We start from the raw sequence: 24,261 nt of genomic DNA, 5'->3' as shown, positions 1-24,261 counted from the left end.
CGGCACGGCATCACACGAGGCCCACCCAGGCTTCGGCCCCGAACGTGCCCTTCACGTCGGAGGCGATGGTGGTGGCGTCCACCCTGGCCTCCAGCGCGTAGACGGTGGTCTTCCGCGCGCCGCGGACGCTGAGGTGGACCGGGCTGTCGCCCGGGTGGTCCGCGAGAATCCTCTTCAGTTCGCCCACGGACCGCTCGGTGATCCGGTGGGAGGGGAGCGCGAGCCGCACGGGTGGCCTCCCGCCGTGCTCGGCCGAGGACACGTCCAGTACCGCGAGTTCCCTGCCGAAGATGTTCACGGTTCCGTCGCGGTCCTCGATCCTGCCGGTGACGGAGATGACGTTGTCCTCGGCGAGCGCGTGCTGCACGAGGCGGTAGGAGGCGGGGAAGAACAGGACCTCGATCCCGGCGTCCCGGTCGGCGAGGTGCACGATGGCCCAGGCGTTGCCCTGCTTGGTCACCTTGAGCTGGACGCCGGTGATCAGCCCGGAGAGCCGCACGTCCCCGGCCGTGCGGCCGGAGGCGAGCAGTTCGGCGATGGAGCAGTCCCGGGCGCCGGAGAGGATGTGCTCGGCACCGTCCAGCGGGTGGGCTGAGACGTACAGGCCGAGCATCTCCCGTTCGGTCGCGAGCAGCAGTCCGCGCGGCCACTCCGCGTCGTCGATGGCGAGGTCCAGGCCGAAAGCCGGTCCGCCACCGCCCCCTCCGCCCAGGCCGGCGAAGAGATCGTCCTGCCCGAAACCGGCCGCCTTCTTCACCGGGATGACCGCGTCGATGGCCTCCTCGTGAAGGGCGGCAAGTCCCTTGCGCGAATGCCCCAGGGAATCGAAGGTGCCGGCCTTGACCAGGGACTCGACAGCCCTCTTGTTCAGCGCGGGCAGCCCGGCCTTGTCCAGGAAGTCGGAGAAGGAGGTGAACTTCCCCTTGCTCCGGCGGGCGGCCAGCACGGCGTCGATGACGTTGTCGCCCACGTTGCGTACGGACCGCAGCCCGAACCGCACGTCGTCGCCGACCGCGGTGAACTCCGCGACCGATTCGTTCACGTCCGGCTGAAGAACACGGACGCCGTTCTTCCGGGCGTCGGCGAGGTAGACCGCGGCCTTGTCCTTGTCGTCGCCGACCGAGGTGAGCAGGGCCGCCATGTACTCGGCCGGGTAGTTGGCCTTGAGATAGGCCGTCCAGTACGAGACGAGTCCGTACCCGGCGGTGTGGGACTTGTTGAACGCGTAGCCGGAGAACGGAAGCATGACGTCCCACAGCGCCTTGACCGCCTCCTCCGTGTAGCCGTTGGCGCGCATGCCGCTGTGGAACGTGTCCCACTCCGCCGCCAGCACCTCCGGCTTCTTCTTCCCCATCGCACGGCGCAGCAGATCGGCGCCGCCCAGGGTGTACCCGGCCAGCTCCCGGGCGATGGCCATGATCTGCTCCTGGTAGACGAGCAGATGGAAGGTGTTCCCGAGGATCGGCTCCAGAGCCTCTCGCAGCTCGGGGTGGATCGGGGTGATCTCCTGGCGGCCGGTCTTGCGGTGCGCGTAGTTGGTGTGCGCGTTCGCCGCCATCGGGCCGGGCCGGTAGAGGGCGTTGACCGCCGCGATGTCCTCGAACCGGGTGGGCTCCATCTGCTTCAGCAGGACCCGCATGCCACCGCCGTCGAGCTGGAACACCCCGAACGTGTTGCCCTCGGCCAGCAGTCGGTACGTGGTGGCGTCGTCCAGCGGGATCACGACGGCCGAGGAGCCACCGTCCAGCGGATCCACGGTGGCCAGGTCGACGCCCCGGTTCTCGCGGATGTTCTCGATGGCCTGATCGATGACGCCCAGGTTCCGCAGCCCCAGGAAATCCATCTTGATCAATCCCATGGCCTCGCACGACGGGTAGTCGAACCCCGTGATCCGCACGCCGTCCGAGGCCCGCATGTGCAGCGGGATCCGGTCGGTGAGCCGCGTCTTGGAAAGGATCACCGCGGCGGCGTGCACACCGGTGCCGCGCGTCAGGCCCTCCACCCCGCGAGCGGTGTCGATCACCCGTTTCACGTCCGGCTCGTTGTCGTACATCTGCCGGATCTCACCGGCCTCGCCGTACCGCTCGTGGGACGGGTCGAAGACGGCCGCCAGTGGAGCGGACTTGCCGTTCTGATCCGGAGGGAGCGCCTTGGTGATCCGCTCGCCGTGTGAGTAGGGGTAGCCCAGGATGCGCGAGGAGTCCTTGGTCGCGTTCTTGGCCTTGATCCTGCCGAACGTGTTGACCATGGCGGTGTATTCGTCGCCGTACTTCTCGGTGACGTAACGGACCATTCTGTCGCGCTGGCGGTCGTCGAAATCGAGGTCGACGTCCGGCGGGTTGATGCGCTCGGGATTGAGGAACCGTTCGAACAGGAGGCCGTGCTCCAGGGGGCACAGTTCGGTGATGCGGGTGGCGTAGGCCACGAGGGAACCGGTGGCCGATCCGCGGCCCGGACCGAGGGGGATCCGGTTCTTCCGGGCGTGGGCGCAGATGTCCGCCACCACGAGGAAGTAGGAGCTGAAGCCCATGGGGCCGATGACCGTCATCTCGGTCTCGAACCGCTCCATGACGTGCGGGGGCACCGGGTTCCCGTAGCGCATCGCCAGGCCTGTGAGCACTTCCCTGCGCAGCCATGACTCCTGGGTCTCGCCCTCGGGTACGTCCGGGAACCGCGGCATCTCGTCGGCGTAGTCGAATACCTCGTCGTAGGACTCGACGCGCTCGGCGATCAGCAGGGTGTTGTCGCAGGCTTCCGGAAGCTCCGAGAAGAGGCGGCGCATCTCGGCGGCCGTCCTGAGGTAGTAGCCGGAGCCGTTGAAGCGGAAACGGCCCGGGTCGGCCTTGTTCTTGCCGACCCCGATGCACAACAGACTGTCGTGGGCATCGGCCTGGTCCTCGGTGACGTAGTGCGCGTCGTTGGTCGCCAGCAGCGGGATGCTCAGCTCCCCGGCCAGGCGCAGCAGACCGCCGCGGACCTCACGCTCGATGTCCAGACCGTGATCCATCAGCTCCAGGAAGTAGTTCTCGCGGCCGAAGATCTCCTGGTAGGCCGCGGCGGCGGCCTTCGCCTCGTCGTACTGGTCCAGCCGCAGCCGGGTCTGGATCTCGCCGGAGGGGCAGCCGGTGGTGGCGATGATGCCGTCGGGCCGCTCAGCGATCAACTCGCGGTCCATACGCGGTTTCCCGGCCGGGAACTGGCCCTCGTAACTGGCCCGCGTGCTGAGCCGGAACAGGTTCCGCAGGCCCTGGACGTTCCGCGCCCACATGGTCATATGGGTGAAACGGCCGCCACCGGAGACGTCCTTCGACCCTTCCCCGTCGGCGCTCACGGCGCGACGGCCGCCCGGCCCCCAGAACTCCTGCTTCCGGGCGAAACGCGACGAGGGCGCCACGTACGCCTCGATGCCGATGATCGGCGTGATGCCCCCGAAGTCCTTCGCGACCTGCGCGAATTCATGGGCGCCGAACATATTGCCGTGGTCGCTCATCGCGATCGCGGGCATCCGCTGCCGGGCCACCTCCCCGAACATCGGCTTCAGCTTCTGTGCGCCGTCCAGCATCGAATATTCGGTGTGATTGTGCAGATGGACGAATGAATCCGGCACGGGCGGTCGCCTCCGATGCGAGGGGGGAAGCCCCACCCCGGTCCGCGACGCGGGGGAGCCGTCGACGGCTGCCGAGGGCACCGGCATCGGTCGCCAGTGTGGGGCCGGGTCCGTCGCGGTGCGGTTACGCCGCCGTCCTGCTGCGCTGCCTGCGAAACCACACGTTGACCAGAGACATCAAAGCGAGCGTCGAGTACGGGAATCAAACAACTATTTCGCCCGGGAGAAACAACGATCGGTTGCGTGCCTAGGATGGGACACGTGGACCTCACTGCCGTGCGTACCTTTGTCACCGCCGTCGACGCGGAACAGTTCCAGGAAGCCGCCCTCACCTTGTCGATCACTCCGCAGGCGGTCTCCAAGCGCATCGCCGTGCTGGAGAAGGACCTCGGCGTGCAACTGTTCCATCGCACCGCGCGGGGAGCCCGGCTCACCATCGACGGGCAGGCGTTCCTGCCGCACGCCCGTGCACTCCTCGAAGCCGAGGAGCGGGCGGCGGCGTCCGTGCGACCCGGACGCCGCGCCCTGCGCGTCGATGTGATCGGCCGACGGCTCTCGGTGGCGGGTCTGCTGCGCGACTTCCACCGCGCACACCCCGACGTCGAACTCGATGTGGTGACCCTCCTGGACTCCGGTACGGCCATCGCGGCCATCCGGTCCGGAACGATCGACGCGACCTTCCGTGCCGTCACCATGCCCGGACGGGAGCTCCCCGATGGTGTCGAGGCCACCCCGGTGTTCGACGAGCCCCTTCAGCTGTTCACCGGACCGGCCCACGAGTTCGCCGCCGCCCGCGCGATCACGCCCGCCCAGCTCGCCGGGCGCCGCATCTGGATGCCCGGCAACATTCCCGGTACCGAGTGGGCCGCCTACTACGACGAATTCGCCGCCGCGTTCGGGTTCACCCTCGACGCGATCGGCCCCGACTTCGGCATCGAACCCCTCCTCGACACGATCGCGGATTCCTCGACGCTGGGGACCTTCGTCAGCGAACAGACCCCGCTCGTCTGGCCCGCGGGCCACGACCTGCGGCGCATCCCGATGCACGACCCGACCCCGGTCTACCCGCACTCCCTGCTCTGGCACACCGACAACCAGCACCCCGCCCTCGCCGCGCTCCGCGCCCACCTCGCCGCCGCGTACCCCGGCCGCCCCGACGGCGAGACCTGGACACCGGCCTGGGCCCGGCGTCCCGATTGAGCACGGGGAAGGCGCAGTGGCCGATGTCTCCGTCGGCGACCCGCGTGACGCTCGGCGCGGGGCCACGACCGGGGGCCGTTCCGGTCGCGGCCCCGCGGGCATCGAGCTCGGTCACGAGCAGCAGCCACCGGTCCCGACGGGTTCGGCAGGGCCGGTCGAGGGCGGGTTACGGGGCGTCGCAGCAGCCACCGGCGTCGGCCTGCTCGGCTGCCGGGTCGTCGAAGAGTCCGGCGCCGCCGCAGACTCCGGTTTCCGGGAGGGTGAGTTCGACGCGGTCGGCGGACTCGGTGTCACCGGCGAGGGCGGCGGCGACGGAGCGGACCTGCTCGTAGCCGGTCATCGCCAGGAAGGCCGGGGCGCGGCCGTAGGACTTCATGCCGACCAGGTGGATGCCGGGTTCGGGGTGGGACAGTTCGCGGTGGCCATGAGGGTAGACGGTGCCGCAGGAATGCTGGTTGGGGTCGATCAGCGGGGCGAGCGAGGCGGGAGCCTGGAGCCGTTCGTCGAGGCCGCCTCCGTCATGAAGACGCGGCTGGTTCCCGGTGGATCGCAAGGGACCTCTCCCAGGGTCCGCCGATCACCTGGTGTGTACGGGATCACGGACCAGGACGGCGAGAGGCCGCCGGTCATCGACTCCCGTCCGCTCGATGTTGAACCGGTCCAGTGCGTCGGAGATCAGCGCCATGTCCGCGGGATTCGGGTCGTCGGTGACGACGAGCTCCGCCCGGGGCACGACGAGCTCCGCCCGGGGCACGGAGTGTCGTGGTGCGCCGGCGGTCACCGACGCGATGGTCGAGCGCGGGCTGCTGACGTGGGGGCCCGAGCCGGGCCTGACCGGTGAGGGCGCGGTCTGGCCGGCCGAGGTCGGCATCACTGTGCCGGGCGGCTCGCGCCGCCCATTGGTGCGTGCGTGCGTGCCTGGACTGGACCGAGCGCCGCCCCCACATGGGCGGTGCCGTGGGTGCGGCCCTGTGCGGCCACGCACTCACCGTCGGCTGGTCACGCGGATCGGCACGACGCGCGCGCTCACCGTGAGCGACCTCGGCCGGCAAGCACTGCACGACCACTTCGGCGTGTCGACGGGAGAGCGCTGACAGCGGCATCGCTTCGGACGGTCAGGCTGTGGTGCCGGGCCACGGGATGTCGGTCCTGACCGGAGCGTCGTAGTCGACTCCGGGCACGGCGAAGCCGTACAGGCGCTTGACCTCCGTGTGGAACCAGTCGAGATCGGCCAGCTCGCCGATGGTGTCGGTGGTGGCGCGGTTCCAGCGATCCGTGACGGCCCTCTGCACGTCGGGGGCGAGTTCCCAGGTGTCGAGACGGATGCGGCCCTCATCGTCCGGGTCGAGCGGACGGGTGCCGGTGAGCCGGTCCCACAGATCGGTGAGCTGCGCGATCGGCGGTACGAGAGCGTCGCCGAGGGTCCCGCGCAGGAGTCCCAGGTAGAGGGCGATGCCGGGAATGGCCGTGGAGGACTGGGTGACGGCGGCGCCGTTGACGGAGGTGACCGCCCTGCCGCCGACGAGTTCGGCCAGTCGCTCGTCCAGCGTCCGGGCGGTCTGTTCGAGGTGGGCCTTGGCCACGCCGATGGTGCCCTGCCGGTAGATACCGGCGGTCAACGCTGAGCCGATGTACGAGAGCGCGACCGTCGTGAAACCTTCCGCGAGCAGGCCCCGCGCCGCGAGATGGTCGATCCACCGTTCCCAGTCGGCGCCGCCCATGACGGCGGTCGTCCGGGCGATGTCGTCACCCTCGGCGGGCGGCGACTCCACCTCTCGTACCTCGGGCGCACCGTCACCGTCGAAGACGAGAGTTTTCGTCCGGTGCGCCTCGCCGATGGACTTGAGGACGGACGCGTACGTGACGCCGGTGTCCGGGTCGGTGCGCCGGGGCGCGGCCACCGAGTAGATGAGGTAGTCCAGCCGCCCGTCGAAGCGCTGCTTGAGCAGATCGGCCACCTGGTCCTTCATGGCGTCGGAGAAGGCGTCGCCGTTGAGGAAGACCATGTCCCGGCCGTGGCTGCGGGCGAGCTGGGCGGTGGCAGCCGTGCGATACCAGCCCGCCGTTCCGGTACGCCTGTCGGGTGCCTTCTCGAAGCACACACCGATACCCCGGACGCCGACCCTCGCCAGGCCCGCGACGGTGGCGGCGAGCCCGTAGCCGGCGGACGAGCCGATCACGAGCGCGACCGGCGCACCGTCCGACGCGCTGTGCGCTGCACCGTCCGGCGAGGCGGCGGGGGAGTCGGCCGGGGAGGGGACTGCCTGCCACATCTGCTCGACGACACGCTCACAGCCGGTCGGGTGGGAGTCGATGAACAGGAAACCACGGTTACGGGGGGTGATGACGCGTTCGCTCACAGGCCTGTGTCCTTGGAATGGGGGAGGGGGGTGCGGCCGCGACCGATCCACCGCACTCCGTCAGTCTGCGACCGCACGGACCCGGGCGGGATTCCCGGCCGGGACAGTAACGGGCAGCCGATCTTGGAGACTCCAGCCACTCCCGCCACTCCCGCTCCTCCGCAGGATCATGAGCGCCGCCCCGCGCTCTTCCCCTTCCCGCACATCACGGACGTCGCCGCGCCGGGCATCGTCATGCGCGGGCGGCGTTCCAGACAGCGCTCGTCCCGAAATAGGAGTCGTAGAGTTCCTGCACTTCGAGGAGGCTCTCCGGCGGCACCTTGCCGTAACGGATGCGCTCCAGATGTCGGAAGTACTCGAAGCGCTCCACGCCGGGCGTGATGATGACCAGCATGTCCGCGATCTCGCCGGGTGCCGCGGCGAAGGCGTGCTGTGTGCCGGGCGGTACGACGACGACGTCCCCGCGCTCCGCGGTGACCACCTGATCCCCGGACAGGAGTTGGGCGGTGCCGTCGAGGACGTAGAACATCTCGGCGGACTTGCCGTGGTGGTGCGGGCGGGCACCGTTCGCACCCTTGTCGAGGGTGACCCGCATGCTGGAGAGCGCGCCGCCCGTGGCGGAACTGTCGACGAGCAACTGGTTGGTCACCGGGCCGCCCTTGCCGATCAATTCGGCGTCTGCGGAGCGCACGACGACGGTTCCGTCGAAGTCGGGGATGAAGAGGGACATTACCTGCTCCTGCGGTAGTCGACGCGCCGTCCGCCAAGGGCAGCGCGCCTTCGGCCAAGGGCGGCGCGCCCTTGGTCAAGGGTCACGCACTGTCAGCCGAGGACCGCTACGGCCTCGATCTCGATTTTCAGCTCAGGGCCGACCAGCCGGTTGACCCCGATATGGCTGCGTGCCGGCCTGTGCTCGCCGAAGAACTCCGCGTAGACCCGGTTGACCTCGTCCTGGGCGTCCATGTCGGTGTTGAAGATGGTGACCTTCACGATGTCCTGGATCTCGCCGCCCGCCGCCTTCAACGCGATGAGCAGATTGTCCAGGCAGGCCCGGGTCTGCTCCCCGATGCCTTCGGGAACGGTCAGCTCGGCCTCGTCGTGGGGGTGCTGATGCACGAGCGGGTAGGCGGTGGCGCCCGAGAGCCATACGGTGTCGCCGCGCGTGACGACCGCGGGGGCGAACGGCATCGCGTCTGCCCCGGTGTCCTCCCGCAGCTGTGCGGCCCAGGCCAGGGAATCGGGTGTGACGAACTGCTTCACCGTAGCTCCAAATTTGTATGATGACTGATGAATGATGGCAGGTGACCAGGATACGGTAGGGCTGGAAGATCGCAAATCGGCGGGAAAGGGAGCACTCATGCGCATGATCGGCCGCAGGTCCTCGGTCGACGAGGTCGTTGGTCAGCTCAATGAGGCTCTGGAGCAGGGCACTTGGGTGATCGGGGACCGACTGCCGACCGAGCAGCGGCTCACCGAGGAGCTGGGAGTGAGTCGTACGGTGATCCGCGAGGCGGTACGGGCCCTGGTGCACCTCGGCGTACTGGAGACCCGGCAGGGGGCCGGTACCTATGTGGTCTCCACGGCCAATCCCGCGCCCATGCTGCGCCGGTTCGGGACCGCCGATGTGCGTGAGGTGTTCGAGGTGCAGCTCGGCTTCGACGTTCAGGCGGCCCGGCTCGCCGCCACCCGCCGCACCGATGCCGACCTGCGGCGGCTGCGCAGCTTGCTGGCCGCCCGGAACCGCGCCACCGAACCGGAGGAGTTCGCCCGCACCGACGCCGACTTCCACCTGGCCGTGGTGGAGGCGGCGGGCAACAGCGTGCTGCTGGAGTGCTACCGCTTCTTCGTCGGCAGGCTCCATGACAGCCTGCACGCGCTGCGCAGCCAGGACGTGATCCAGGAGAGCGGCGCCGAGCCGCACGAAGCACTGCTGGCGGCGATCGAGGCCGGGGACGAAGCCGCGGCGGCCGACGCGGCCGCGGCGGCGATCCGCCCCAGCCTCAAGGCGCTCACCCCGCCGCAGGGCTGACCGGAGAGCGGTAGGGACGCCGCATGCCCGGGTGGTCTCGCCCCGCTCGCCGACACGCCGACGGAACGACTGGGGCAGCGGTTGGCTTGCCCCCTACGTCCTACGCCCTACGCCCAACGCCTCAGCGCCCTGGCGCCCTCACGCCTCAGCGGGAAGAGAGGGACCCGTCGGCCGCAGAAAGGCGGCGGCGGGTCAACACCTGGGTCGTGCTGCCGTCGTCCTCCTCGATGTCGCGGATGTGCTCGAAGCCGATCCTGCCCAGCAGGGTGAGTGAAGCCGTGTTCTCCGAGGCCACGGTGGCGTGCACCTCGGTCTGCCCGAGCGTGTCGAAGGCGTGGGCGACGATCGCCTCCGCCACCTCGGTCCCCAGGCCGGTACCCCAGGCTGCGGGAGCCAGGGCGTAGATGATCTCGTAGCCTCCGACGGTGTCGGTCCGCTTGACTTCGGCGTGCCCGATCAGCAGCCGGCCCCGACGAACGGCCCAGACGTCGAACAGGTCCTGGGCGTAGACCTTGCTGAAGATCCGCCCGAACAGGGCCCGGTCGGCTGCCTCGGGAGCAGGGCCCTCACCCATCCACCGGGACACCCTCGGGTCCTGGAAGAGCGCGACGAAGCTCTCTTCGTCTTCCGGTGTGTACGGGTCCAGGAGCAGGCGGGCCGTCCGCAGGGTGGAAGTCACGAGTGGCGACGCTACGCAGCACGATCCAACGCGGCAAACCACTTTCACCGGGGCGGAATTCGGTCCGGGTGCACCTGATAGTCGCTTTCCAGGTGACACGGCAGTGTGCCAGGGTCGGGCCGGTGAGCGCTTCCCGATGTGACCTGCTGCGTGGGCAGTTCGACCTGACCTGGTCGCTGTTCGAGTACCACATGGCGCGGCTGGAGCCCGAGGACTTCCTGTGGGAACCCGCACCCCTGTGCTGGACGGTGCGCGCGGCTGCCGACGGAAGGTGGGTTCCGGACTGGGCGGATACGGAGCCCGAGCCCGTACCGATCCCCACGATCGGCTGGCTGACCTGGCATATCGGCTGGTGGTGGAGCGTGAGCATCGATCACGCGCGGGGGCAGGTGCCACGGGCGCGGACCGACGTCGTTTGGCCGGGTGAGGGGAGCGCGGCCATCGAGTGGTTGCGCCTCCTTCGCGGGGACTGGCTGGGTGTACTGGACCGCCTCACCGACATCGACCTGGACGCCACCGCCCCGTTGTCGTGGCAGAACGACCCTTCGTACACCGTCGCCCACATGGTCGCCTGGGTGAATGCGGAGCTGATGAAGAATGTCGCCGAGATCGGTCAACTCCGGCTGTTGCGTGCCGCATCGGCGAAGGCGAACGGGTGAGGAACCGATCCATGATCTCCTGCGCGAACAGCGCGCCCCGGCCTGGCCGTCCGGCTGCCCCGGGTACGCAAGTGACGCTCGGCCGGGGTGTCCCGGCCGAGCGTCGCGGAAGCCCGAGCCGCAGCCGCTGACGGACAGCTCCGCGGCGGGTGGGCCCCGCCGGTGGCGGGTGGGTGCCGCCCCCTGAACTCCCCGTGCCGCCTGACAGGGCTCCTCCGGTCAGGCGGCACGTGCGTCGCGGGCGCGCGATGAGCCCGGCGGGTTCAGGCCGCGTCCGCCTTGGCGGTCTGCTCCTCACTGTGAGGGGAATCCGGCGCGGGGGCTGTGCGCAGGGTGAGCAGCGACGCGAGCGCGCCGACGGCGGCGAGTGCTGCCGCGCCGAGGAAGGCGGCGGAGAACCCGTTGGTGAGTGCATCGGGGTTGCCGAGTTCGCGGGCGCCGTACGCCGCGGACACGGCCGTCATCGCGGCCAGTCCGAGAGCGGAGCCGACCTGGTAGCTGGTGTTGACGATGCCGGAGGCCAGGCCGCCTTCTTCGGGGCGCGCACTGGACAGTGCGGTGCCGAGGGAGGGGATGAACGCCAGCGACATGCCGACCGCGGCCAGCAGGGAGGCAGGCAGGACGTCGACCCAGAAGGTGCCGTCGGCCCGGGCGAAGGACAGCCACAGCATGCCTGCCGCGAGGCCCAGCAGACCGGTGACGATCAGCGGCTTGGTCCCGAAGCGGGCGATCAGGCGGGGTGCCAGGACGACCATCATGATCATGGTGGCGACCGTCATGGGCAGTAGGGCCGCGCCGGAGGCGAAGGCGCCCAGTCCCAGGACCTGCTGGAGGTAGAGGTTGAGGAAGAACCACATCGGGATCCATGCGGCGGCCATCAGCAGCTGCGCGATGTTCGCCCCGGCCAGGTTGGGGGCCCGCCAGATACCCAGCCGCATGAGCGGCTCGCGGCGCTTGGACTGGATGGCTATGAACGCGGCGATCAGGGCCACGCCGGCCGCCAGTACGAGCCAGGTCTCGGCCGAGCCCCAGCCGGTTTCGGGGGCGCGGACGATGGCGTAGACGGCGGTGGCCAGTCCCACGGTGACGGTGGCCGCTCCCGCGAAATCGATGGAGCCGCGGCGGACCGGGGCCGAGGGCATGACCGACGGGGTGATGGCCAGCACGACCAGGGCGATCGGGATGTTGATGTAGAACACCCAGGGCCAGCTGGCGTACTCGGTGATGACACCGCCGAGGAAGACGCCGGCGGTGCCGCCTGCCGGGGCCGCGGCGCCGTACAGGGCCAGCGCCTTGGTCAGCTCCTTGGGGCGGGAGCCGAAGAGCATCATCAGCAGGGTCAGCGCGGACGGGGCGATCAGTGCGGCACCGACGCCCTGCAGGGCGCGGCCGGTCAGTTCGACCCAGACCTCGGAGGCGAGGCCGGCGGCCAGGGATCCCGCGGCCATCACCGTCCAGCCGACAACGAAGATCCGCTTGGCGCCGAACAGGTCGGACAGCCGCCCGCCGAGCAGGAGAAGCCCACCGAAGGCGACGACGTAGGCGTTGAACACCCAGGACAGGTTCTCCGGGGAGAAGCCCAGGTCAACCTGCATCTTGGGGAGAGCGACACCGATGATGGACGTGTCCATGATGACCGCGAACTGAGCCAGGGCGATGAGGACGAGCGCCGTCCAGCGGCGCGGACTGGGAGGGGCGGTTGGGGTTGACATAGCTATCTCCTATACCGGAGGGGGGTATCTCCTCGGGATCAGCAATATACCCCCCTCCGGTATTCCGAGCTGCGTCGGTCCCCGAATTGCCGACGGAAAGCGGGTGTCCTCGAAGTGCTCGCGGGTATGTCGTCCGGCGTCCACCGGTCCTTGCTCTTGGGTGTGGGCGAAGAGATCGGGCGGCGAGGAGATCGGGCGGCGAACCGTTCCTCGTCGCTCTCGACGAGGGCCGGGAGCCCGTGGGCGGTATGAGAGGCACCCTTCCGACGGCGGTCGGCCACACTCCGGCCGCTCCCGGGGGCGCGGGTTGTGCGGTCGTCGTGGTGGGAAGGCTGCCGCGACGGCCGTGGCGGGAAGGGAGCCTGGGATGTGGGGGACGACAGCGGATGTGGCCGTGGTGGGCAACGGAGTGCTGGGGCTGTCGATCGCCCTGGAACTGGTGCGTCGGTCTCCGGGGGCGCGGGTGGTCGTGGTCGGGCCGGCCTCGCGGCCGGGCTCGGCCACGACAGCGGCGGGTGCCATGCTCAACTGCTTCGCCGAAGTCACCGACTCCACCGCTCGGCACCCTGCCGCCCGTGCCGAATTCGCGCTCGCGCGTGAGGCGCTCGATGCCTGGCCGCAGTGGTTCGAGCGCTTGCACCACGAGGGAGCGGAGGGAGCGGCCTCGCTGCCCTCCACCCTGTCCCCGGGCACGTTCGTCATCCTGGGAGCACAGGCGACACCCGCAGCCGTGCGGAACTTCGAGGCCGTCCACGCCGCGCTCAAGGAGCACGCCGAGCCACATCACGAGGTGGACCCCGCAGAGATTCACGTCCTGCGCCCCGTCCCGCACGAGCGCCCCGTACGCGCCCTGTACCTGGAACGAGAAGGGTCACTCGACGCCCGCGCCCTGCTCCTGGCGCTGGAGAACGCGGGCCGCCGGACCGGTGTCACCTCCCTCGAAGGCGAGGTGTCCGAGCTGGTCAGCACCCATGGCGCGGCGTGCGGACTGCGCCTTGAGGACGGGCGGGTGGTCTCGGCGGGGGCGGTCGTGCTGGCCGCAGGCACCGCTTCGCAGCAGCTCCTGGGCCGGGTGGCGCCCGATCACACGGCGCCACCACTGCTGCACGGCACCGGCTTCGCCGTGCAGACCCTGCGCCAGGAGCCCGTGGGCTTCGACCACGTCATCCGCACCCCCACCCGCTCGGGCGCCTGCGGGATGCACCTGGTCCCTCTCGGCGGCGGCGTGGAGTACATCGGCGCGACCAACATCGTGCTGTTCGACCCTCCGGCCGGACCCCGCGTCGGTGTCACCCAGTCCCTGCTGCGTTTCGCCACCGAGCAGTTCGACGTCCGCCTGGGCATGTCCGCGATCCAGCGATGGCACTACGGCAGCCGCCCGGTCACACTCGACCGGTTTCCCCTCCTCGGCCCCGCCCCCATCGACGGACTGTTCCTCGCCACGGGCACGTACCGCGACGGATTCCACAGCTCACCAGTGATCGCCCGCCGTCTCGCCGACATGATCCTGGACCCCGGCCCCGTCCCGGATTCCTTTGGTCCGTTCACACCGTTCCGAGCCCCGATCGAGACGACGACCGTCGACGCCGCCATCGATCGGTACGTCGCCGACGCGGTCGAAACGGCGACCGAGTACGGGCTGCGGCTGCCCTACTTCCTCGACACCGGACCGGTCGCCTCCCACGCCCGACGCGAAGCCCGACAGGCCCTCGAACGCCTGGACCGGCCGCTCGCGCTCGCCCCCGAGATCCTTGGCGCCGTCCGCGACGCCTCCCCGGCCCACGTCCAGCACCTCAACCGCTACCTCCACGCCACCCATGCCCGCCACAGCGCCCCGTCGACGGCCGACTGACCCTCGGGCGGGTGCACCGCACGCGGTGGCCTTCGTATTACGGGTGATGGCTCGTCCAGGCGTCACCCACCGGGCCGACGAGGAACGGCCCGACCTTCAGGGCGTGTCGGGAGTGGCGGTCCGTCGTTGGTCGACGTGCGGACCGGGTCCATCCGGCGAGCGGTCCGGTCGGCGGATCACCGGGAAGCCGGTTCCGGCATGGAGGAGAAGCACGATGAGCGTGGGGATGCGCAGCACGGCAAGCGGTATGGCGAGCGGCAACCAGGTGGGCCTGCCGCCGATCCTGCCGGGTCATCGCTGCGGGATCAGCCGCGTCGTGTGCACCGCCCTGTTCGCGGCTGCGGTCTTACCGGCGGGGAGCGGGCGAGGACGGGTGGCCGGCCGAGGTGGAGGCGACTGTGGCGGCGGGTGAGCCGGTGGAGCACCCGGCGGTGAGGGAGATGCTGGCGCTGAGCGGGCGGGCGATGCCTCTGTTGCGCGCGTGGGTGGCGGGGGAGCCGGGCTGCGGTGTGGCGAGGGCGCTGCTGGCACTGGCGACCGGGGACAGCCTGGACGATGCCGCGCTGCAGGAGCAGTTGGTGGTCGCGCACAGCGACGCGCTGGCCGCGGGGGAGTGGCAGGCGAGCCTGGTGTACGGGGTGTTCCTGTACACGCACCGGCAGTACCGGCTTGCGGCCGATCATCTGACGCTGCACTTCGACCGGTGGCCGGCCGACGAGGTGGCGGGGCTCATGCTGGGAGCCTTCTCCTCCTGCGGGGATCCGGCCTACCGCGCGCACGGCGACGCTCTCGTGGAGCGGCAGTCGATGCTGGCAGGCCCGGACAACTGGCCGTGGACGAGCTGGCTTGCCGCGACCAGGTCGGAACAGGGGCGCGTACAGGAGGCTCACGCACTGGCCGAGCAGGCACTGGACCTGTACCCGCGCGCGGGTGTGGCCGTCCATGCCCTCGCCCACGCGGAACACGAGATGGGGCTCGGCCGCGCTTCCGTCTCGTTCTTGGACAGCTGGCTCGCCTCCGACCCGCAGGCGGTGCAGCTACGTCATCTGAACTGGCATGCGGCGCTGCAGTCGATCGCCGCCGGTGACTTCCCGGACGCACGGCGGCGGGCGGACGCGGCGCTGGGGCGTGCGGATGTCGGGATGCGGGCCGCGACGAACTGGCGCCTGCTGCTCGCCGGTCAGGCACCGGCCGGACGCAGCGATCCGGCCCATGTACGGGAGTTGCTGAGCGCACCGGGCGGGACGGCGGAGGTCTTCCATACCTTCAACCTCGCCCTCGCCCTGGCCGTGGAGGCCGCGACCGACGACCTGCGTGCCCTGGCCCGCCGGGCCGCCGCCGATGAACGCCCCGACTACCGCGAGGTCCTGGCCCCCGTGGTCCAGGCGCTGGCAGAGATCACCTCGGGCCGACCGCGGACAGCGGTGATTCTGCTGAGCACCCTGGGCGAGAAGGCGGAGCGCATCGGTGGAGTACGCGTGGAACGCGAGATCATCCAGGACACCCTCGCCCGCGCCCTGATCGACTCCGGCGACCACGTTCGCGCGGCCGGTCTGCTCCACCACCGTACGACCACCCGCCACCACCACACCTACGAGGACCTCCTCCTCACCACCGCCGCGCCGGCCGGGGTGACCGTGAACCGCTGACCCTCCCCGCTCCCTGCGCGGGACCCCGATCCACCCGACCGCCGCCTTCCCGCTGGAGATGTTCCATGGCCGTGCCCCAGATGATCGTCGTCTCCTTGCGAGGCAGCGGCACCCCGCTCCTCGCCGACGTCACCACCGCCCTCGGCTACACCTCCTACGGCACGATGAGCGGCGACCCACGCGGAGGCGACGACCGGCCCGGCCCGGGTGAGGTCTACCCCCTGCTGGAGGCCGCCTGCGGCCAGGACCGGGCCACCCTGCTGCTGCACGGGCAGAGGCAGAACCGCGAAGCGCTGGAGACCGTCTTCCAGGAAGCGGTCAGCGCCCTGTGGCGGGTCTGGTGGATGCGCCTGGGCCAGCCCACCACGCTCGCCTCACCCGTCGACCCGGGCACCGAGGCCCGCCTGGCCCACCTGCCGGACAGCGCACTGCTCAAACTGCTGCCGGGCCGTGGCTGCTGGTACCTCACCGGCCTGGACCTCCAACGGGCCGACGCCGGATTCCTGCGCGCCTGGCACGCCGGGCGGCAGCCACCCCTCGTCTTCCACCACCGCGACATCCGCGACCGGATCATCAGCCAGATCCGGATGCTCTCCCAGCCCGCCGACCGCGTCGGCTCGATGCCCGAGCACCTCATCTACCGTGACATCCTCGCGGCCCTGCCCACCCTGGACGACCGGATCACCCTCGCACTGACCGACCCCTGCTTCCCCGGCATGGAAGAGGCCCGTCGCAGCCAATGGATGCTGCACCACCCCGCGGTCTGTGTCCTCACCCACGAAGAACTCACCGGACCCACCACCGGAGCCCGTGCACAGGCCCTGACCCGCCTTCTGCGCGCCGTGGGCCATCCCGACCCGTCCGCGGCGCTCGCCGGCACCCCATCACTGGCCACTGTCGACGACGCCGAAGTCGCGGTGGGCACCGGACGGACGCTCTTCACCCCCGCCCACGAAGACCTGCTCCACCGGCACCACAGCGACCTCCTGCCCGCGAGCCCACCGCGGAACAGCGTGCTCCCGGACCGGCACAACGCCCCGGCGCCCATCGGGTGACCTCGCGGAGACCCCGCGCTGTACGCCCACCATCGGCAGCCAAGGCGGACTGCTGCGGCCCGGAGCGCGGCGGCTCCCCTCCACCGGGGCGCCGTGGCGACACTCCGGCTTTCTCCGCTCGGCGGCGCGAAGTACCAGCCAACCGTGAGCAGCATCGGAATTCCCCTCACACCGGCCACGATCAGAGCCGCGGCCGGCCCGGATACACCCGCGAGCCATGCGCCGACGGCGCTCCCCAGGAAGATGCGGTCACCGCCGGCGGGGATCAACGCGGCGAGATGCCGGAGTAGTGCTCCGCCCCCATGACGACCGACATCAGACGGCCGGGCGTCACCGCCAGGAGATGGCTGAACGAGGTAAGTGTCGAGTCCGCCGTCCACAGGAAGACGCCGCGGAACTGCTCGTCGCGCATTCCTGTCACCGGTCCGGCATGGGTGATGCCCGCGTTCACGACGAGAAATTCCACCGGCCCGTGCTGTTCGGATGCACGCGGGAAACGCACGATCGCACGTGACGCACCAACCACGCGGGCAGAACGTACCGATGGTCACACCTGATCGCCACACCCCCTGTTCAGGTACGCGCACGGCGCACCGCCCACCGTGATCCTCGCCGGTGGCAAGCGCAACGACGTCACCACGGGTGTCCGCGAGCACAGGTCACCGGGCCCCGTTCGCCGCGCGGACGTCGGACCTCCGGTCCGGGCCAGGATGCTCGCTCACCGGACCGGTCCCAGCGCTTCCGTCCGCCTCCCGTCCGACAGTTGTCGGATTCCTGTCAGATTCCTGTCAGATTCCCGAGGCAGGACAACCGGTGACGGCACGTCACCCTCTCCCCGGTGCGGGGGGCGCCCCTGGGGAGACCGGGGGCGCTGAAGCACACCAACGACGAGGAGACACCATCGTGAGACAGCTCTCACGCGCGCTGACGGCCGCCCTGGCGGTCGCGGCGCTGGCGGCGGGTGCGCCGGCGCACGCGCAGCCGACCCCCGAGTCCATACCCGGCGCGCCTTCGGGCGCCTCCGGGGAGCGACTGCCGGAGGGGTGGCGTTTCCAGGGCGGGGAACTGATCTGGAGCTCGCCCGAGCCCGTGGGCATGGGCGGCGCCCTGGTCGAGTTCCGCTCGGGGGAGCGCACCCTCGGCGTCCCGGAGCCCTCCCCCGACCACCGCGTCTTCCGGCTCCGCCTCGACGGGGCGAAGGTCGGACCGGTGGGCGAACTCCAGGTGGTCGCCGGTTCGCGGCGGCTGGACGCCGCAGGGGCCGGCCACGCACCCGGTCAGCGGCGCTCGGCGGCCGCGACGGAGCCCCAGGAGCCGTTCCCCGCCAACCCGGTCGACCCCGGTGTCGCCGGGAAGTACCGCACCACCAGCGGTGAGTACGTCCTGAAGTCGGTGAAGCTGCCGGGCTACGCCGAGCCCGTGGAGATGCGTGCCACGGTCGTCGGCCCGACGGACGCGCCGGGGAAGCGGCCGCTGGCACTCTTCCTCCACGGCCGCAACGCCACCTGCTACGAGCCCGACGAGAAGATGCCCGCCCTGCAGTGGCCGTGCAAGCCGGGCTACAAGGAGGTCCCGAGCTACCGCGGCCATCTGCACGACCAGAAGCGCCTCGCGTCCCAGGGCTATGTGACGGTCTCCATCTCCGCGAACGGTGTCAACGCGCAGGACGGCCGCACGGCCGACCACGGGGCGCAGGCCCGTTCGTCCCTCGTGCGCCGGCACCTCGCCCGCTGGGCGACCTGGAGCGCGAACCCCGCGAAGGCCCCCGAGGCCGTGCGCGCCATGAAGCCCGCCGACCTCTCGAAGGTGCTCCTGGTCGGCCACTCCCGGGGCGGCGAGGGCGTCAACCGGGCGGCCCTCGACAGCGTCTCCCCGCCGCCGCCCGCCGAGGACGGCTACCGGGGACCGGTGAGCTGGCGAATCCGCGGCACCGTTATGATCGGCCCCACCCTCTTCGGCCAGAACCCCACGCCCGACGTGCCCTCCATGACCATCCTGCCGGGCTGTGACGGCGATGTGAACAATCTTCAGGGCCAGATCTACCTCGACGGCACCCGGGGCATCGGCCGGGGCACGGCGCTGCACAGCGCGGTGTACATGGTCGGCGCCAACCACAACTTCTTCAACACCGAGTGGACGCCCGGCCAGGCCGAGGCCCCGGCCGCCGACGACGTGTGGGACGACGAGGACCCGGTCTGCTCGTCAAAGGCCGAGACCCGGCTGAGCGCCGAGCAGCAGCAGACGGCGGGCACCACCTACATCGCTGCCGCCGCGCGGCTCTTCCTCGCGGGAGACGACCGGGTCCGCCCGCTGCTCGACGGCTCCGGCCGTCGCGCGCCCTCGGCCGGCCCCGCCCGGGTGCTGACCCACGCCGTCGGCGGCAACCGCATCCCGGCGATCCTGCCCGACGCTCCGCTCTCGGTGTCGAACGGGCGCGTGTGCCGGCAGGTCACGACGAGCGACACCGATGCCTGCAAGCCGAGCTCCGAGCCCGGTCAGTCGCCGCACTTCGCGTCCTGGACGGCCACCGACGACGAGCCGGACCGCAACGCGGTCACGGCCAGTTGGACCAAGCCGGGCACCCCGGTCCGGCTCACACCGGGGCGCGCCTTCTCACTCGCGGGCTCCGACGCGCTCGCCCTGCGGGTGATCGTGCCGCCGAACACCCGGGGCACCCGGCTCGACGTCGCCCTCACCGACACCTCCGGCAAGCGGGTGGGACTCGGTCAGGTCACCGTCGACGGCCTTCCCGGCTCCGCGTTGACGGCCGCGCACTGGGCCCGTGAGGTCCGTGTCCCGCTGAAGGCCGCTGTCGGCGCCGGTGTCGACCTGAAGCGGGTGCGGTCGCTGGAGCTCACCCCGCTCAGCGACTCCGGCCGGTTCTGGCTGATGGACGCCTGGGGCTGGCGCCCCGGCACCCCGGTGGTACGCCCCGTCGCGCTCCCGCGGGTCGACATCGGCAGACTGACGGTCAAGGAGGGCGACTCCGGCACCCGTACCTACCGCGTGCCCGTCCAGGTCACCGGTAAGGGCACCGGCGTGATCAAGCTCTCCGTCCTGGACCCCGAGACGGACAGGACCACGGTCCGCACCGTGACAGTGAAGGCCGGTGGCTCCGTGGACGTGCCGATCACGGTCAAGGGCAACCCCCGCTTCGACTTCGACCTCAAACACGAGGTCGCGGCCAAGGCCGTGCGCGGCACGGCGGTCGGCAGCGCCCTCGGGGGCGTCCTCGTCGAGAACGACGACCCCATGCCCACGGTCACCGTGACCCCGGTCGCCGACTCGGTGACCGAGGGGCAGACGCTCACCTGGAGGGTGAGCCTCTCCGAGCCCGCCGACATCAACATCGAGACGCCGTTCACCTTCCTGCCGGTGCTCGAAGGCACGGAACTGTCCACGAAGGACGTCGACGAGGAGTGGCTCGCCGGTCTCGGCGGGTCCGCCGACCCGGAGCGGCCCCTGTCCACGATCGATTCCTACCTCTGGACCGGCGTCCCCGAGGGCGAGACGAGCATCGAGGTGTCCGTGCCCACGATCGCCGACGCGCTGACCGAGCCGGAGGAGTCCCTGCGGATTCAGGCGCATGTCTACCAGGCGGACGGCGAGTTCACGGAGGGGCCGATCGTCACAGGAAAGGTCACGGACGGGGCCCGGCGCTGACGCCCGGGGCCCACATCCCGCGCTGACGGCACCCGAGCGCACCACCCACCTGGCCGATGGCACCGGCCCCCGCAGCGGGGGCCGGTGCCATCGGCACGAGGAGGCCATGAACGTTCACGAGGGCGGGCTCGGGCCGTCCGGCCCGAGCCCGGTTCCGCAGTGCCGGTGGCCGCGAATCAGGCGCGTGGTCGCCCAGGATTCGGGACCACCGCGGTCACTTTCCTTCGAAGACGGTTCGGGTGGTGGTGACGACGGCACACTTGCCCGCCGCCCAGCGCAGTGCCATCGCATGGTCCTCGGCGGAGAAGTCGGCGACCGCGTCGGCCACCACGAACGCCTGGATGTCCTGCATCCAGGCGTCGCACGCGGTCATGAGGACACCGATGTGGGCGTACACGCCGGTGATGACGATCTGATCGCGGCCCTGTTCACGCAGCCGCTCCAGGAGATCGGTGCGGACGAAGCCGCTGTACTTCCATTTGGTGAGCACCGTGTCGCCCTCGTCGGGCGCGACATCGTCCGCGATGGCGGCGGCGTACGGGTCGGCGGGCAGGCCCGGACCCCAGAAGTCCTGCTGCAGACCGCGCTCGTCGGGGCTCTGGCCGCCCGGCTGCGCGGTGTAGAGCACCGGCACGCCGAGGCGCGTCGCCTCCTTCTTCAACGCCGCTACATGTGACAGCAGTTCGGGGATCGGCGAGGACCCGGAGTCATAGGCCGACAGGAAGTAGTTCTGCAGATCGTGGACGAGGAGCACCGCGCGATACGGGTCGACGGTCCACTCGACCCGGTTGGCGGGCAGCTCGTCGGCGGCCGGCATGGGATACGGGGCAATGGCGGGCAGGGCCATGGTGCGGAAGATTCCGTTCGGGATCGCTGGGAAGCCGGGCCGGCGCGCGGGCCCGGGAGGGTCAGGCGTGCGGGGAGAGGGGGGCGTCACGGGCCGCGGCGGCGGTCCGCAGACCCTTCTTGGAGACCTTTCCGACGCCGGTCTGCGGGAACGCGTCCACGAACTCGACCCGGTCGGGCACCTTGTACGCGGCCAGACCCCGGCCCCGTACGAACCGTTTGATGTCCACCTGCTTCAGCGGACCGGCGCCCGAGCGCAGGATCACGTACGCACAGATGCGCTCACCCAGATACGGGTCGGGCTCGGCCACCACATTGGCGTCGTGCACGGACGGGTGGGCGAGGATGTGGTTCTCCACCTCCTCGGCGGCGATCTTCTCACCGCCCCGGTTGATCTGGTCCTTGGCGCGCCCCTCGACGACGAGGTGGCCGCTCCCGGTGACCCGGACGACGTCGCCCGTACGGTAGAAGCCGTCCTTCGTGAACGAGCGGGCGTTGTGCTCCGGCGCCCTCCAGTAGCCCCGGATCGTGTACGGCCCCCGCGTCAGCAGGTGGCCCGTCCCGCCCGGCGCGACCTCGCGGTCCTCGTCGTCGACGACCCGGATCTCGTCGTCCGGCGAGATCGGCCGCCCCTGGGTCGTGACGATCACCTCGACCGGGTCGTCCAGCCGGGTGTAGTTGACCAGTCCCTCGGCCATCCCGAAGACCTGCTGAAGGGTGCAGCCGAGCGCCGGCCGTACCCGCCGCGCCGCCTCCTCGCTGAACTTGGCCCCGCCCACCAGCAGGACGTCCAGGCTGCTGAGGTCGTGCGCGGTGCGGGTCGCCGCCTCGGTCCACAGCAGGGCCAGCGGCGGGACCAGCCCGGTGATGGTCACCCCCTCCCGCTCGATCAGCGGGAACGCCACCTCGGGGGAGGGCTGCGGGCACAGCACCACGCGCCCGCCGGCATGGAGCGTACCGAGTGAACCGGGGGAGGAGAGCGGGAAGTTGTGCGCCGCGGGCAGCACACAGAGATAGACGCTGTTCTCGTCGACCCCGCAGATCTCGTTGGAGCCGCGCAGCGAGTAGATGTAGTCGTCGTGGGTGCGGGGGATCAGTTTCGGTACGCCGGTGCTGCCGCCGGAGAGCTGGAGGAAGGCCAGGTCGTCCGGGCGCGGAGCGCCGTAGCCGACCGGATCCCGCGCCACGTCGGACAGCGCCTCGAACGCGCCCGGATCCCCGGCGGCGACGAACACGTGCCGCAGTGTGCCCGCACCGGCGCGGGCCTTCGCCGCGAGCTCCCGGTAGTCGTAGCCGCCGTGTTCCGCCGCGATGACGTACGCGACCGCCTCGGTGAACTCGCAGAAGTACGAGATCTCCGTCTCGCGGTGGGCGGGCAGTGCGAAGACGGGCAGCGCGCCGATCCGGAACAGTGCGAAGACGACCTCGAAGAACTCCGCGATGTTGGGCAGTTGCACCACCACACGGTCGCCCTTGCCGATGTTCCGGGCGAGGAAGCCCGCCGCCAGCCGGTCGGCACGCCGGTCCAGTTCCGCGTAGCTCCATCGGGTTCCCGCGATGGGATCGACCACGGCGATCCGGCCCGGGTGCGCCTCGGCCCGTTCCCGCAGCATGGAGCCGAACGTCTCGCCACGCCACCAGCCGGCGGCCCGGTACCTTTCGGCGAACTCCGGCGGCCAGGTGGGTGCGTCGTGCGGGCTCACAGCTCGGCCCCCACGGCGCTGAGGAAGGTCCGGAACTTGGCCGCCGTCTCGGCGGTCTCCGCCTCGGGCTCGGACGCCGCCACGATGCCGGCGCCCGCGTACAGGCGCAGGGTGCGTGCCTCGGCCTCGGCGCAGCGGATCGTGACGACCCACTCGCCGTCGCCCCGGGCATTGCCCCAGCCCACCACGCCGGTGAAGAAGCCCCGGTCGAACGGCTCGGTCTCCGCGATGACCTGACGTGCCGTCGGAGTGGGGGTGCCGCACACGGCGGGGGTCGGATGCAGCGCGCAGGCGAGAGCCAGGGCCGAGGTGTCGGGAGCGGCGAGCGTGCCGGTCACCGTGGTGGACAGGTGCCACATGGTGGCGGTACGGATCAGCGTCGGCCGGGCGGGGACGGTCAGCTCCGCGCAGTGCGGGGCCAGCGCCTGGTGGACCGCGTCCACGACGACGGCGTGCTCATGGAGATCCTTGACGGACTCCAGCAGTGTGGCGGCCCGGCGGACGTCCTCGGCGAGGTCGGCGCTGCGCGGGGTGGACCCGGCGAGCGGATTGGCGACCACCTGCCGCCCCTGCCGGGAGACCAGCAGTTCCGGACTGGCGCCGATGAGGGTACGGCCGGCCCCGGTCGGCAGCGCGAAGGTGTAGCCGACGGGGTCGCGGCGGGCCAGCCGCTGGAGCATCGCGGGCAGGTCGAGGGGGGTGCCGGAGGTGAGTTCGAGGGTGCGGGCGAGCACCACCTTGCTGAACTCCCCGCGCCACATGCGCTCCACGGCCGAGGCGACGCCCGCTCCGTAGACCTCGGGTGCGGGCACCGGGCGTATCCGCCAGTCCGCCGCACCGGACACGCCGACGGGCAGGGCGATCAGCGGATCGGAGGCGAGCGGCGGTGCGACGCGCAGTGCGCCCGGCACGCTCAGGGCGGCCGGTGCCTCGTGGTCGAACGGGATGGCGCCGATGACCACGGGCGATTCCTGTCCGGTCTCGCCGGCCTCGGCCAGGGTGGCGTTCACCCGTTCGTCCAGCGGCCGTTCGTCGTGCGGCACATGGCGTGCGGCACCGTGTGCCAGCAGGGTGCGGTCAGGGGTGGCGAGGAAGAGGTCGCCCGGTGTGTAGGCGTCCAGAAGAGAGGTGGCCGCGCCTACGGCCGGGTGAGCCGGATCGGCCGGGGGTATGTGCGTGGCGACCTGGGATGCCGTCGACACGGGGACTCCATTCTCGATGGTTCCGCCAGCGGGTGCGGGGGGATG

General features: G+C 70.8%; 18 protein-coding genes and 1 pseudogene. 7 read left to right on the top strand and 12 right to left on the bottom strand.

The window, feature by feature from the left end; genetic code table 11:
• Positions 1–10: 10 nt before the first annotated feature.
• The gene (dnaE, locus tag A6A29_RS39890) at positions 11–3,607 is read right to left on the bottom strand and encodes a DNA polymerase III subunit alpha (protein ID WP_073728476.1); all 3,597 of its coding nucleotides are present in this window, start codon (positions 3,605–3,607) and stop codon (positions 11–13) included.
• A gap of 261 nt (positions 3,608–3,868) precedes the next feature.
• On the opposite strand from dnaE, the gene A6A29_RS39885 reads away from it, so the two are divergent.
• Positions 3,869–4,807: a LysR family transcriptional regulator gene (locus A6A29_RS39885; RefSeq protein ID WP_073728894.1), complete on the top strand. Its 939-nt coding sequence runs from the start codon at positions 3,869–3,871 to the stop codon at positions 4,805–4,807.
• A 169-nt stretch (positions 4,808–4,976) separates the two neighbouring features.
• Here A6A29_RS39885 and A6A29_RS39880 read toward each other — a convergent pair.
• From A6A29_RS39880 to A6A29_RS39860, 5 genes and pseudogenes are all read right to left on the bottom strand, one after another.
• Positions 4,977–5,318 (bottom strand): annotated as a pseudogene (locus A6A29_RS39880) (flavoprotein); the annotation flags it as partial.
• Positions 5,319–5,384: 66 nt separating this feature from the next.
• Complete coding sequence (locus A6A29_RS46080) at positions 5,385–5,588, bottom strand: hypothetical protein (RefSeq protein WP_198953567.1); 204 nt, start codon at positions 5,586–5,588, stop codon at positions 5,385–5,387.
• A gap of 334 nt (positions 5,589–5,922) precedes the next feature.
• Positions 5,923–7,167 carry an enoyl-[acyl-carrier-protein] reductase FabV gene (gene fabV, locus A6A29_RS39870; protein WP_073728472.1) on the bottom strand — a complete coding sequence of 415 codons (1,245 nt, stop codon included), beginning with the start codon at positions 7,165–7,167 and terminating at the stop codon, positions 5,923–5,925.
• A 232-nt stretch (positions 7,168–7,399) separates the two neighbouring features.
• Positions 7,400–7,897, bottom strand: coding sequence for a cupin domain-containing protein (locus tag A6A29_RS39865; RefSeq protein ID WP_073728470.1), 498 nt, complete (start codon positions 7,895–7,897; stop codon positions 7,400–7,402).
• A gap of 92 nt (positions 7,898–7,989) precedes the next feature.
• Entirely contained in the window at positions 7,990–8,427 is a 438-nt protein-coding gene (locus A6A29_RS39860) for a RidA family protein (protein WP_198953566.1), read from the bottom strand.
• Between the two features lie 97 nt (positions 8,428–8,524).
• On the opposite strand from A6A29_RS39860, the gene A6A29_RS39855 reads away from it, so the two are divergent.
• Positions 8,525–9,196 carry a FadR/GntR family transcriptional regulator gene (locus A6A29_RS39855; RefSeq protein ID WP_073728468.1) on the top strand — a complete coding sequence of 224 codons (672 nt, stop codon included), beginning with the start codon at positions 8,525–8,527 and terminating at the stop codon, positions 9,194–9,196.
• 145 nt (positions 9,197–9,341) lie between these two features.
• Here the strand turns inward: A6A29_RS39855 and A6A29_RS39850 are convergent, their stop codons facing one another.
• Positions 9,342–9,875, bottom strand: a complete 534-nt coding sequence (locus A6A29_RS39850) for a GNAT family N-acetyltransferase (RefSeq protein WP_073728466.1) — start codon at positions 9,873–9,875, stop codon at positions 9,342–9,344.
• 122 nt (positions 9,876–9,997) lie between these two features.
• Between A6A29_RS39850 and A6A29_RS39845 the strand changes: the two genes are divergently transcribed.
• Positions 9,998–10,534, top strand: a complete 537-nt coding sequence (locus A6A29_RS39845; protein WP_073728464.1) for a DinB family protein — start codon at positions 9,998–10,000, stop codon at positions 10,532–10,534.
• A 263-nt stretch (positions 10,535–10,797) separates the two neighbouring features.
• Here the strand turns inward: A6A29_RS39845 and A6A29_RS39840 are convergent, their stop codons facing one another.
• Positions 10,798–12,246 (bottom strand): MFS transporter, encoded by a 1,449-nt coding sequence (locus A6A29_RS39840; RefSeq protein ID WP_073728462.1) that lies wholly within the window; start codon positions 12,244–12,246, stop codon positions 10,798–10,800.
• Positions 12,247–12,613: 367 nt separating this feature from the next.
• Here A6A29_RS39840 and A6A29_RS39835 point away from each other — a divergent pair, with 367 nt between their 5' ends.
• The 3 genes from A6A29_RS39835 (at position 12,614) to A6A29_RS39825 (ending at position 16,802) form a co-directional block, all read left to right on the top strand.
• Complete coding sequence (locus A6A29_RS39835) at positions 12,614–14,098, top strand: NAD(P)/FAD-dependent oxidoreductase (RefSeq protein WP_073728460.1); 1,485 nt, start codon at positions 12,614–12,616, stop codon at positions 14,096–14,098.
• Positions 14,099–14,538: 440 nt separating this feature from the next.
• A complete protein-coding gene (locus A6A29_RS39830) occupies positions 14,539–15,747 on the top strand; it encodes a hypothetical protein (RefSeq protein ID WP_073728892.1) in 1,209 nt (402 codons plus the stop codon).
• 65 nt (positions 15,748–15,812) lie between these two features.
• Positions 15,813–16,802 carry a hypothetical protein gene (locus A6A29_RS39825; protein WP_073728458.1) on the top strand — a complete coding sequence of 330 codons (990 nt, stop codon included), beginning with the start codon at positions 15,813–15,815 and terminating at the stop codon, positions 16,800–16,802.
• Between the two features lie 265 nt (positions 16,803–17,067).
• Here A6A29_RS39825 and A6A29_RS39820 read toward each other — a convergent pair whose 3' ends face one another.
• Positions 17,068–17,268, bottom strand: coding sequence for a hypothetical protein (locus A6A29_RS39820; protein WP_143197157.1), 201 nt, complete (start codon positions 17,266–17,268; stop codon positions 17,068–17,070).
• 437 nt (positions 17,269–17,705) lie between these two features.
• On the opposite strand from A6A29_RS39820, the gene A6A29_RS39815 reads away from it, so the two are divergent.
• Positions 17,706–20,465, top strand: a complete 2,760-nt coding sequence (locus A6A29_RS39815; protein ID WP_073728453.1) for a hypothetical protein — start codon at positions 17,706–17,708, stop codon at positions 20,463–20,465.
• Positions 20,466–20,679: 214 nt separating this feature from the next.
• Here the strand turns inward: A6A29_RS39815 and A6A29_RS39810 are convergent, their stop codons facing one another.
• From A6A29_RS39810 to dhbC, 3 genes are all read right to left on the bottom strand, one after another.
• Positions 20,680–21,312, bottom strand: coding sequence for an isochorismatase family protein (locus A6A29_RS39810; RefSeq protein WP_073728450.1), 633 nt, complete (start codon positions 21,310–21,312; stop codon positions 20,680–20,682).
• A gap of 61 nt (positions 21,313–21,373) precedes the next feature.
• The gene (locus tag A6A29_RS39805) at positions 21,374–23,014 is read right to left on the bottom strand and encodes a (2,3-dihydroxybenzoyl)adenylate synthase (protein ID WP_073728448.1); all 1,641 of its coding nucleotides are present in this window, start codon (positions 23,012–23,014) and stop codon (positions 21,374–21,376) included.
• The gene (dhbC, locus tag A6A29_RS39800) at positions 23,011–24,216 is read right to left on the bottom strand and encodes an isochorismate synthase DhbC (RefSeq protein WP_073728446.1); all 1,206 of its coding nucleotides are present in this window, start codon (positions 24,214–24,216) and stop codon (positions 23,011–23,013) included. The genes A6A29_RS39805 and dhbC overlap by 4 nt, the downstream gene beginning before the upstream one ends.
• Positions 24,217–24,261: the final 45 nt, after the last annotated feature.

Source organism: Streptomyces sp. TSRI0281 (genome assembly GCF_001905125.1).
In the GTDB taxonomy this organism is placed as follows: Bacteria; Actinomycetota; Actinomycetes; order Streptomycetales; family Streptomycetaceae; genus Streptomyces.
The sequence above is the reverse complement of the archived record's forward strand: the minus strand, read 5'-3'. Positions and strand labels throughout refer to the sequence as shown.

Bases quoted from the DNA above. Each gene is read 5' to 3' on its own strand.
- A6A29_RS39865 (WP_073728470.1), bottom strand. From the start codon at position 7,897: ATGTCCCTCTTCATCCCCGACTTCGACGGAACCGTCGTCGTGCGCTCC.
- A6A29_RS39855 (WP_073728468.1), top strand. From the start codon at position 8,525: ATGCGCATGATCGGCCGCAGGTCCTCGGTCGACGAGGTCGTTGGTCAG.
- A6A29_RS39840 (WP_073728462.1), bottom strand. From the start codon at position 12,246: ATGTCAACCCCAACCGCCCCTCCCAGTCCGCGCCGCTGGACGGCGCTC.
- A6A29_RS39835 (WP_073728460.1), top strand. From the start codon at position 12,614: ATGTGGGGGACGACAGCGGATGTGGCCGTGGTGGGCAACGGAGTGCTG.
- A6A29_RS39830 (WP_073728892.1), top strand. From the start codon at position 14,539: ATGCTGGCGCTGAGCGGGCGGGCGATGCCTCTGTTGCGCGCGTGGGTG.
- A6A29_RS39825 (WP_073728458.1), top strand. From the start codon at position 15,813: ATGGCCGTGCCCCAGATGATCGTCGTCTCCTTGCGAGGCAGCGGCACC.
- A6A29_RS39810 (WP_073728450.1), bottom strand. From the start codon at position 21,312: ATGGCCCTGCCCGCCATTGCCCCGTATCCCATGCCGGCCGCCGACGAG.